General features: G+C 68.3%; 10 protein-coding genes. 6 read left to right on the plus strand and 4 right to left on the minus strand.

Annotated elements, in window-relative coordinates:
- Window positions 1–305: 305 nt before the first annotated feature.
- The 3 genes from AC1DR7_RS18930 to rsgA form a co-directional block, all read right to left on the minus strand.
- Entirely contained in the window at window positions 306–2,609 is a 2,304-nt protein-coding gene (locus AC1DR7_RS18930; protein WP_457319137.1) for a TonB-dependent receptor, read from the minus strand.
- A gap of 147 nt (window positions 2,610–2,756) precedes the next feature.
- A complete protein-coding gene (locus AC1DR7_RS18935; RefSeq protein ID WP_457319138.1) occupies window positions 2,757–3,998 on the minus strand; it encodes a flavohemoglobin expression-modulating QEGLA motif protein in 1,242 nt (413 codons plus the stop codon).
- Window positions 3,999–4,073: 75 nt separating this feature from the next.
- The gene (gene rsgA / locus AC1DR7_RS18940) at window positions 4,074–5,180 is read right to left on the minus strand and encodes a ribosome small subunit-dependent GTPase A (RefSeq protein WP_256776522.1); all 1,107 of its coding nucleotides are present in this window, start codon (window positions 5,178–5,180) and stop codon (window positions 4,074–4,076) included.
- Between the two features lie 177 nt (window positions 5,181–5,357).
- Between rsgA and AC1DR7_RS18945 the strand changes: the two genes are divergently transcribed.
- Genes AC1DR7_RS18945 through AC1DR7_RS18965 form a run of 5 tightly spaced genes read left to right on the plus strand, consistent with a single transcriptional unit; the run spans window position 5,358 to window position 8,742 of the window.
- A complete protein-coding gene (locus tag AC1DR7_RS18945; protein WP_478076618.1) occupies window positions 5,358–6,632 on the plus strand; it encodes a pyridoxal phosphate-dependent aminotransferase in 1,275 nt (424 codons plus the stop codon).
- Between the two features lies 1 nt (window position 6,633).
- Window positions 6,634–7,257: an SGNH/GDSL hydrolase family protein gene (locus tag AC1DR7_RS18950; RefSeq protein ID WP_457319139.1), complete on the plus strand. Its 624-nt coding sequence runs from the start codon at window positions 6,634–6,636 to the stop codon at window positions 7,255–7,257.
- 17 nt (window positions 7,258–7,274) lie between these two features.
- The gene (locus AC1DR7_RS18955) at window positions 7,275–7,955 is read left to right on the plus strand and encodes a class I SAM-dependent methyltransferase (RefSeq protein ID WP_256776532.1); all 681 of its coding nucleotides are present in this window, start codon (window positions 7,275–7,277) and stop codon (window positions 7,953–7,955) included.
- A gap of 60 nt (window positions 7,956–8,015) precedes the next feature.
- Window positions 8,016–8,384 (plus strand): hypothetical protein, encoded by a 369-nt coding sequence (locus AC1DR7_RS18960; protein ID WP_256776524.1) that lies wholly within the window; start codon window positions 8,016–8,018, stop codon window positions 8,382–8,384.
- 34 nt (window positions 8,385–8,418) lie between these two features.
- Entirely contained in the window at window positions 8,419–8,742 is a 324-nt protein-coding gene (locus AC1DR7_RS18965) for a hypothetical protein (protein WP_457319140.1), read from the plus strand.
- Between the two features lie 15 nt (window positions 8,743–8,757).
- Here the strand turns inward: AC1DR7_RS18965 and AC1DR7_RS18970 are convergent, their stop codons facing one another.
- Window positions 8,758–9,540, minus strand: coding sequence for a polysaccharide deacetylase family protein (locus AC1DR7_RS18970; RefSeq protein ID WP_478052270.1), 783 nt, complete (start codon window positions 9,538–9,540; stop codon window positions 8,758–8,760).
- Window positions 9,541–9,597: 57 nt separating this feature from the next.
- Between AC1DR7_RS18970 and grxD the strand changes: the two genes are divergently transcribed.
- On the plus strand, window positions 9,598–10,524 hold the full coding sequence (grxD, locus tag AC1DR7_RS18975; protein WP_457319142.1) for a Grx4 family monothiol glutaredoxin: 927 nt from the start codon (window positions 9,598–9,600) through the stop codon (window positions 10,522–10,524).
- Window positions 10,525–10,618 lie beyond the last annotated feature (94 nt).

The raw sequence follows: 10,618 nt of genomic DNA on the forward strand, positions 1-10,618 counted from the left end.
CACGCGAGCTTACAGGGATGTACTTGCAGCGTGTCCCGCGACGCTGCACACCCCCGCCCTGGACAGTTGGCCGGTGGCCTTGGCTGGAACACAGCCGCGCAGAGCAACCAGCGGCGCGCAACGCGCCGCACTGCATCCCGCTTTCTTGTTGAGCACCCGCAAACTGTCAAGGGCGGGTACGGGTGGGGTGGCGGGACCGTCATGCGCCATGGATGGCGCATGCGCGCCTACAGGGACGTACTTGCGGCGTGTCCCGCCACCCCACCCGTACCCGACCAAAACAGCGGCCCGGCACGCGAGATGCTTCAGAATTCAGCGGCCACCGTCATGAACACCTGGCGCGGCGCACTGGCGTGGATCGCGTAGCGGGTGCCGTTCGGATCGGTCGGGGCGAACGAACTGAGCTGGCCGGCGTAGCGCTTGTTGGTCAGGTTGGTCGCGTTGAGCGACACCTTGATGTCGCGCAGGCCCAGCCCCGGACCGAATGAATACCCCGCACCCGCATCGACCGTCGTCACCCCGGCCACCGACTGGTCGTTGGTGTAGGTGTAGTAACGTTTGCCCGTGTATTTGGCGCGCAGGCTGGCGAAGAACCCGTCGCGGTTCCAGCTGATCTCGCTGGAGGCCATCCGCTGCGGCGTATCCACCGTGATCTTGCCGGCCACCGGCACGATCGCACCGCCGGAGGTGTAGTCATCCTCGTAGGTGGACTTGTTCCAGGACAGCGCGTTGTACCACTGCAGGCCCTCGACCGGCTTGAGGATGAAGGTCAACTCCGCGCCCTGGCTCTTCACCGAGCCTACGTTGATGAAGCGGGTGATGCACTCCGGACGCGTGCCCACCTCGATGCTCGTGCAGGGATTGAGCGACAGCAGGCGGTTGTCGAACATCACATGGTAGGCCGCGATCGAGGCCTGGTACTTCTCGCCGAAGGTCCGGAAACCGGCTTCCAGCGTCTTCGACTTCTCCGGCTCCAGCCCCGCACTGGCGGCGAACGATTCCGGGGATACCTGCAACGGGCCACCGCTGCCGCCACCGACGAAGGCGGCGATGTTCTCCGAGTAAGAGGCAAACAGCTCCTGGTTCTGGCTGAGCTTGAAACCGATGCCCGCCTGCGGCAGCACCGCCTCCTTCGCGGTCAGCGTCCCGGAGGCGTAGCTGGCCTCGGTGCCCGGCCTGGCGTTGGCGGTCATGCGCGTGTTCGGGCTCTTGATGCCCACATCGACAGTGAGGCGGTCATCGAGGAAACGCATGCGGTCCTGCACGTAGAACTGGCGCGTGCGGATGTCGAAGTCCTGGTCGAACAGGCGACGGTCGGGGTGGTTGAGGTAGCCGTCATCCAGGAACGGGCCGGTGATGTAGTAGAAATTGCGCTCGACGTTGTGGTCGTTGCGCTCGTACCACAGCCCCGCTTCCAGCGCGTGGATGCCCCACTGCCAGCTCAGCGCCGCGGTGATGCCCTGGCGGTTGATGGTGTAGTTGGTGCTGCGGATGGAGATCGGCAGCGCCTGCGCGGTACCCGGGTTGGACGGCTGGCCTGGCGCCCACCAGTGGCCTTGGCCGCGGTTCTCATGGTGGTAGGCCAGCAGCTTCAGGCGCGAGGTCTCGCCCAGCGCCAGATCGGCATCCAGCGAGTACAGATTGTCGTCGCGCAGCGCGCGGCTCTGGTAGTACGCATCGTCGATGCTGTTGACGCCACCGCTGAAGGCGCACTTTTGTGCGTTGTAGGTGCCCGGCGCGCAGTAGGCCGCGGCCACCGCGCGATCCCAGTCCGGGGCGTAGATGTTCCAGTCGTAGCCCAGCCCGCGCGCCAGCATGCTCTTGGACAGGTAGGCATAGTTGGCCTGGCTCACGCGCGAGGTCGCGGCAAACGCGCCGAAGCGGTTGTCGCCCACGTTCCATACCGCCTTGGCGTTGAACTGGCGGGTGGTCTGGTTCTGGTTCGGCTCGGCCCACATATCCGCCTCCTGGTGCACGCCTGAGACGTAGGCCGAGAAGCCGTTGATGTCGCCGGTGTCCACGCGCAGGTAACCGCGACGCTGGTTGTCATCGCCGACGGTGACGCTGGCACGACCGCCAAATTCGGTGGACGGGTCCTGCGAGAAATACTGGACAGTGCCGCCCAGGTTGCTGGTGGAGGCCACGCCCAGCGAACCGATGCCCTGCGACAGTTCGGCACCGGCCAGGTTTTCTGCGATCAGCGCGCGGGCGATGCTCAGGCCGTTGTAGTTGCCGTAGCTGTTGTCGCCCAGCGGAATGCCATCGAGCGTGTAGCCCAGGCGGCTCTTGTCGAAGCCGCGCAGGGTGATGCTCTGCGATTCTTCGTTGGCCCCGAACGCATCGTTGGACTGCACCGACACGCCGGGCAGGCGGTCGAGGATCTTCTGGCCGCTGGTGCCCGGCGGCAGCACCTGCTTGTCCACCGCCGTGATGCGCTGGACCTGGCGGGTTTCACCCTGGCCGATCACCGACACGGTGTCCAGGGTCTGCGCGCTGAGCGCGGCGCTCGCATCGGTGGTTGCACCGGTGGTGGCGGCTACATCGGCGGCGTGGGCGTTGGCGGCGCACAGCGCGATCGCAACCGCGATCGTCAGGGGTCGGGTAAGCATGGTCGTCCGTTGCATGTGGGGTGGTGACCTGCGCACTGCAGGTGCATGACCATCATGCGAGCGGAAGATGAAAGCATTCTTACGTTATGGCGCGCTCCAGATGAAACGCGACCCGTCGCGCGACGCAGCGTGCCCGGATGCAACGCATCATTCGGCGACCAGCTGGTCCATGCGGATGCGGTTGGCGAACAGCGAGAACGCCAGCATGCCGGCCAGCCCGTTGGCGCGGCTGACCCAGTGTGGCAACCAGCGGGGCGGGCGCAGGATGCCTTCTTCGAACAGCGGTGCGAAGGCGATCGCATCGGTCAGCGACATCTTGCCGGCGAACAACCAGCGGCACACCTGCAGGCGGTCTTCGGCAAGCATGTGGCGGAAGAAGGTATGTACAGACACCAGCCCGCGCAGGTACACGGTGTCCTTGGTGAATGCAGCGCCGCCGGTCGGTGGCACGCCGCGGAAGACGCGCTGGGCAGAGGCGAAGCTCTCCTCGTTGTTCTGCCCTTCGGCGCAGAAGTAGCGGAATACCTGGATGAAATCGGCGCCCTCGCGCGCCATCGCGATCGCTTCGGTCCGCAGGCTGATGCGCTTGAGGCGCTCGATGTCGATGCTGCCGGTGATCTGCTCGGCGAAGGTGGCCAGGCCCTCCTGGGTGGCGGTCACACGCGGGGAGGACAACGCCAGGCTGGGCAGGTGCGGCTGCTCGCGTCCATTGAGTGCGGTCAGCGAATGCACCAGTGCTTCGTGGTGGAACAGCTGGGCACGGTCGTACGCACTGAAGCGGGCGCTGGTGCGCAGGCGGATGCGGGTGGGGCCGGCGGCCGCCTTGGAGATCAGGTCCGGGTCGAGCTGGACGCTGATGATGCGCGATTCAAAGAACGCATCGAGGTCGCTCTGCAACTGCAGTTGCAAGGCGGTAGCCGAGACCGGCACCTGTTCTTCGGGCGCGAGCAGTTCGTGGTCCAGTTCCTGCGCGATCTGGATGAAGTGACGGGCCGCATCGCGGGTGCTGGGGCCGTTGCCAGGCAGCGGGTGCTCGGGCGCGCCGAACAGTTCGACCGAATAGCGGTCGACCTCGGTCGTGCCCAGCGATTCGAGCAGACCGGCGGCCAGGTCCCAGCTGTGCGCCGAGCGCTGCACGTACAGGCCGATGGGATGGTCCGGATCGCATTGGGCGCTGATGGCGGCGAGCGCGCGGCGGGTGTCGCCGAAGTCGAGCCGGGGATAGGCCACCTGCGGCAGCACCGGCTGGCCGCGGGCGACACTGGCCAGGAACGGGGCCTGCAGGGCAGCGGGCCAGCTCGTCAGGCCCAGCAGCTTGATGCCACCCACTGCCTCCACCAGCTGCGCATCGAGCGCGGTGTGGTGGGCCACCTCACGATCCACGGTCATTGGTGTGTCCATGGGGCGGACAATAGCAGCCACGCGGGGAGTTGGTGCAGCCACCCATGGGGTGGCTCTACCCGGCTATCGGCGGCCGCCCTTGCCGCCCGGGCGCCATTGCGCGCCCTTGCCCACGTGCTTGCGCTCGATCGCCTGCTGGGCCTGGCGCACGGCCAGCTTGGCCGCGGCGGCGGCCACTTCTTCCTTCAGCTTGAAGTAGTTCAACAACCGCTCTTCATCCAGCGTGCCGTCATCGATGGCCGCACGGATCGCACAGCCCGGCTCGCGCTGGTGTGCGCAGTCGCGGAACCGGCATTGCGCCGACAGCGCTTCCACGTCGGAAAAGCCGCCTTCGCTCAGGGCTTCCTCACCGGTCGGCTTGAGTTCGCGCATGCCCGGGGTGTCGATCAGGCAGGCACCGGCCGGCAGCGGGATCAGCGCGCGGTGCGTGGTGGTGTGGCGGCCGCGCGAATCGTTGCTGCGCACGTCGGCGGTCTTCATCCGCTCCTCGCCCAGCAGCGTGTTGGTCAGGGTGGACTTGCCGGCACCCGACGAGCCCACCAGCACCACGGTCCGGCCCGCGCCCAGCCACGGCAGCAGGGCCGACGCGCTGGCCGGGTCCTTGCCGTTGACCGCCAGCAGCGGGATGTCCTGCGCGGCCAGTTCTTCCAGCACGTCCAGGGCATCCTGGCTGTACTCGGTCTGGTCGGCCTTGGTCAGCACCACCACCGGCTGCGCGCCGCCACCGCCGACCAGCAGCAGGTAGCGCTCGATGCGGCGCGGGTTGAAGTCGGCATCCAGGCCGCAGACGATGAACACGGTATCGATGTTGGCCGCGATCACCTGCTGGTGGTAATGCTCGCCGGCCGCGCCGCGCTTGATCGCGGTACGCCGCGGCAGCAGCGCCACGATCTTGATGCCCTCCATCAGCACCCAGTCGCCCACGGCCGCGCGTTCGTGGCTGGGAAAGCGCGGGCGCTGCCATTCCGGCGGGGATTCGGTCTTGATTGCCGCATCGGGCATGTCCGAGACGATGTAGCCGGTGCGATGCTGCTCGATCACACGACCCGGGCGCGCCTGCGGGAACTGCTCGAACAAGGCCTGCCAGGCCGGGAGTTCGGGGCCGCCCGGCCAGGGCCAGCCAATGGTCTGCAGGGCAAGATAATCAGTGGGTTCGCTCATCGTGCCCATTCTAGAGGGTGTGGCGACCGGGCGTCGCCGCAGTGCTCGGCCAGTAGCGAAGGCCCAGTCCCGCCCGCGTCTGCGCAACTGCTTGGCAGTGCTCGGAATTTGGCCCGAAAGCCTTGCCCTGCAACGCAACATTTCCGCTACCATGCCATTTCCATGCCCGACGATGACGGCCCGTTCATGTCCACGCCCCCGCTGAAGCCGCTTGCCACCCGCGAGCGCCTGTCCGAAGTCCGCTACGAGATCCGGGGCGAACTGGCGCGACGAGCGCGGGAGCTGGAGGCGCAGGGCCGCAAGCTGATCAAGCTGAACATCGGCAACCCGGGCAACTTCGGGTTCCGCGCGCCGGAGCACCTGCAGCGCGCGATCGCCGATGACATGGGCCGCACCGATCCCTATACCCACCAGCAGGGCCTGCCCGAGGCCCGCGAAGCGATTGCCGCCGCCTACGCCCGGCGCGGTGCCCCCGACGCGCATCCTGACCGGGTGTTTATCGGCAACGGCGTCAGCGAGCTGATCGACCTGTCGCTGCGCGCCCTGCTCAACCCCGGCGATGAAGTGCTGGTGCCCTCTCCCGACTATCCGCTGTGGTCGGCGGCGACCATCCTCAACGACGGCCGGCCGGTGTATTACCGCTGCGCACCGGAGAACGGCTTCCAGCCGGACCCGGTCGAAATCGAAACACTGGTGTCCTCGCGCACCCGCGCCATCGTGCTGATCAACCCGAACAACCCCAGCGGCGCCAGCTACTCGCGCGAACTGCTGGAGAAGATCGTGGCGATCGCGRTCAAGCACAACCTGCTGCTGATGGTCGATGAGATCTACGACCAGATCCTCTACGACGGTGCCGCGTTCCATGCGGTGGCGCCACTGGCCGGCGAACACCCGTGCATCACCTTCAGCGGGCTGAGCAAGGTGCATCGCGCCTGCGGCTGGCGGGTGGGCTGGGCGATGCTGTCCGGCGCGGCCGAGCGGCTGGGCGAATTCCGCGCGGCGATGGACCTGCTCAGCGCACTGCGGCTGTGCGCCAACGTGCCCGGCCAGTACGCCATCGATGCCGCGGTCAACGGCCCGGACACCATCTCCCCGCTGTGCGCCCCCGGTGGCCGCCTGTATGAAACCCGGCGCGCGGTGATCGAGGCCTGCAACGCCAGCGAGCACCTGTCGCTGGTTGCCCCGGCCGGCGCGCTGTACGCGTTCCCGGCGGTGGTCGGCCCGGCCGCGCGCAGCTTCGACGACCATGATTTCGCCTTGGAACTGATGAACGAGGAAGGCGTGCTGGTCGTGCCGGGCTCCAGCTTCAACGTGCCCTACCGCCACCATTTCCGCGTGACCCTGCTGCCCGAGCCGGACGTCATGCGCGATGTCTTCGCGCGCATCGACCGTGCGCTGGCCCGCCGTGCAGAAGCCAACACCAAGGTGGTGCCGTTGAAGCCACGCAGCGCGGTGGCCTGAGGTGGCGCTGTCCTACCTGGCACTGGGCGATTCGTACACCATCGGCGAAGGCGTGCAGCCGTCAGGGCGCTGGCCCTCGCAGCTGGCCGCCGGCCTGCGCGACATCGGCATCGCGGTGGAAGACCCGCAGATCATCGCCACCACCGGCTGGACCACCGACGAACTCGATGCGGGCATCGACGCCGCGGCCCCGCAGGGACCCTTCGACCTGGTCAGCCTGCTGATCGGGGTGAATGACCAGTACCGCGGGCGCAGCGTGGACGACTACCGGCCCCGTTTCACCGCCCTGCTGCAACGCGCGCTCGGCTTTGCCGGCGGTCGCGCGTCGCGCGTGCTGGTGCTGTCCATTCCCGATTGGGGAGTGACCGCGTACGGGATCGCGTCCGGCCGCGACCGGGCCCAGATCGGGCATGCACTGGACGCCTACAACGCGGCGGCCGCCGCGATCTGCGCCGCGCACGACGTCGCCTTCATCGACATCACCGAGGTCAGCCGCGAGCTGGGCGGGGAAGCGCCGATGCTGGTCGAAGACGGGCTGCATCCGTCGGCGACGATGTACACGCTGTGGAACCAGCGCGTCTTCCCGGTCGCACGGGTGCAACTGGCCGACGAGGTGGCGCGCTGAGCACGGACGCGCTGCCACTGGCCAAGGAACAGGCCCGCCGCATCGCCGCAGCCTTCATGCCGGCCCGGCGCTTCGGCAACCGACGCGATTATTACTACAGCCGCGGCAAGCTCGGCAGCGATCCGCTGTATCCGGGCGTGCTGGCCGCGCTGGTACCGGCGCAGGGCGGGCTGCTGGACATCGGCTGCGGGCTGGGCCTGCTGGCCCACGTGCTGCGCCAGGCCGGTCAGCAGCAGCCGTACCTGGGCGTGGACATCGACGCGGACAAGATCGCGCGTGCGCAGCGTGCCGGTGCACAGGCGGCGCTGACCGATGCGCGTTTCGACTGCCTGGACGCCAGCGCCACCCTGCCCGACCACCACGGCAGCGTGACCCTGCTGGATGTGCTGCAGTACCTGCCGGCCGATGCGCAGGCGGGTCTGCTGCATGCTGCCGCCACGCGCGTGGCCCCGGGCGGGCGGCTGGTGATCCGCACCACCCTGGCCGACAACAGCGGCCGCGACCGCGCCACCCGCATCACCGACATGCTGGCCCACCTGGTGGGCTGGATGGGCACGCGACCGCGGCATTATCCCGATGCCGCCAGCGTGCGCGCGCCGCTGGAAGCGGCCGGCCTGCGCCTGCAGATGACCCCGTTGTATGGCAACACGCCGTTCAACAACTGGCTGGTCTGCGCTGAGCGGCCGATCCGGGGCTGACAGTCGCGCCCTGCGCGCTGCACGCGCATACTCGCGCCCCGATACCGGCATGGAGCCCGCATGACCCCGCCCTCATCCCGCCATTCCGCCCTGGGCATCGCCGCACTGGTGATCAGCCTGTGCGGGCTGGTGATGTTCGCGATCAGCGCGCACGTCGCCCACACCCCCGCGCATGCCGAGATGCGCGAGCTGCCGGTGCTGCTGCTGGTGGTGCTGTGCATCAGCATCGGCTTGGCGGTCTTGGCCACGCTGATGGGGATCGGCAGCCTGCTGCAGCATCGCCGACGCCGGGTTACCGGCGTACTGGCGCTGGGCCTGGCGGTCACCCTGCTGCTGGCGCAGCTGTCGCTGGGCAGCTGGATGCGCCAGCAGTGGCAGCACTCGCACCCGCTGGCCGGCAGTCCCGGCAGCCTGACCCAACGGGCCTGAGCCCGCCTCGACACGTTCCTGATCAGGAGTTCCCATGCAACACCGTCATTCCGGTCTCGGCATCGCCTCGTTCATCCTGTCGCTGGGCGGCGGGGGGCTGTTGTTCCTGCTGATCGTGGTGGCCGGCTACGCCGAGATGAGCACGCCCGGCGGGCTGGATGAAAGCGCGCCGACCACGATGCTGCTCGGGCTGGGCATCCTTGGCGCGGGCGTGCTGGAGGTCGTGGCGGTAGCGCTGGGTATCGCCGGGCTGCTGCAACGCGACCGGCGCACGCTGTTCGCCATCCTGGGGCTGGTATGCGCCGTGGGCACCCTGCTGGGTACCGGCGGGCTGATGGTGCTGGGTGCGATCGGCTGAGTGCAGCGCCGACCGTTACGCCGCGTCCGGCAACGCCGCCGTCAATCCACGATCCTGCAAGGCCTGCAGCACCGACTCGATGATGACCAGGTTGTGCCCGTGCGCGGCGCCTTCGTGCAGGAGCACGATCGCCCCGGGGCCGAGCTGGCCGACGATGCGCTCCACCACCGCCTGCGGCTGGCAGTCCACGCCGTCGTAACCGCGCGCACTCCAGCCCACACGGGTCAGCTGCCACTGCTGCAGCGCGGGAGCCACGAACGGGTTGGTCATGCCCACCACCGAGCGGTACCAGCGCGGCGGCTGTCCGGCGATGGCGGTCAGCGTCTGCTGGCACTGGCCGATCTCAGCGGCCATCGCCGCCCGCCCCAGCCGCCAGAACCGTGTCTGCGGGTGGCGATGGCTGTGGTTGCCCAGGGTGTGCCCGCGGGCAAGCATCTGCCGCACCAGCTCGGGCTGGGCCAGGGCCCGCTCGCCGACCAGGAAGAAGGTCGCCTTGGCCTGGTAGCGGTCGAGCAGGTCCAGCACGGCCGGGGTTTCGGCCGAGGGGCCATCGTCGATCGTCAGCCACACCCGCGGCGCCCGGCCCGGCAAGCGGCTGAGCACCGGCGCGTAAAAACGGCTGTTGGGCAGGAACACCGGCACCAGGAACAGCGCGTGCGAGGCCACCATCAGCGCCAGCCCGACCGCCCAGCCCAGCTGGACCCACGCCAGGACCACCAGCACCTGCGACAGCAGCAGCCACGGCAGCCAGCGCCAGGGGCGCAGGGGAATGCGATGCAACGTTTCCGGTACGGTCATGCCCCATGATGCCATGCCGCGTAGAATGTCCGGTTCCAAATGCCGGACCCGACTGCCATGTCCCTTGATCCCGCCCTGCGCTCGCGCATCGAATCCATCCTCAACGCCAACCGCGTCGTGCTGTTCATGAAGGGCCAGCCGAGCATGCCGCAGTGCGGTTTCTCGGCCAAGGCGGTCGGGGCGCTGCAGGACCTGGGCGTGGCGTTCGACCACGTCAACGTGCTGGCCGACGCCGAGATCCGCGAAGGCATCAAGGCCTACGGCGACTGGCCGACCATCCCGCAGCTGTACATCGACGGCGAACTGGTCGGCGGCAGCGACATCATTCTGCAGATGGCCGGCAGCGGGGAGCTGAGCAGCGTGCTCGGCCTGGCCGCCCCGGACCGCACCCCGCCGTCGATCACCGTGACCCCGGCTGCGGTGGAAATGCTGCGCGGTGCGCTGGCCGATTCACCCGGTGCCTCGCTGCAGCTGGGCATCGATGCGCGCTTCCAGCCGAACTTCCAGCTGGCTCCGCACGATGACAACGCGATCGCCGCCGAGTCCAACGGCCTGCGCGTGCAGTTCGATCTGGCCAGCGCGCGTCGCGCCGACGGCATCACCATCGACTGGGTGGACGATATCCGTGGCAAGGGCCTGGCGATCGATAACCCGAACGCGCCCAAGGCGGTGCAGGAGCTGGCGGTGCGCGACGCGGACGACCAGCTGCGTGCCGGCAGCCTGATCGTGGTGGACGTGCGCCCGGCCGACGAGCGCGCCATCGCCGCGATCAACGCCCCGTTCGAGACCTTCGACGGCGACAACCGCGCGCGCCTGGAAGCGCTGCCCAAGGACACCGCGCTGGCTTTCCTGTGCCACCACGGTGGCCGCAGCGCCCAGGCCGCCGAGCAGTTCCGCGCCCTGGGTTTCAGCAAGGTCCACAACATCACCGGCGGCATCGACGCCTGGTCGAACGAGGTGGACAACAGCGTGCCGAAGTACTGATCGTCGGTTGCGATGTGTTGAAAAAAAACGCCGGCATTGCCGGCGTTTTTTTTGTTCTTTCAACAGCCAGGCACGTTGTCTGGCGATCCTGCTG

This window comes from Stenotrophomonas sp. P5_A9 (assembly GCF_056400525.1).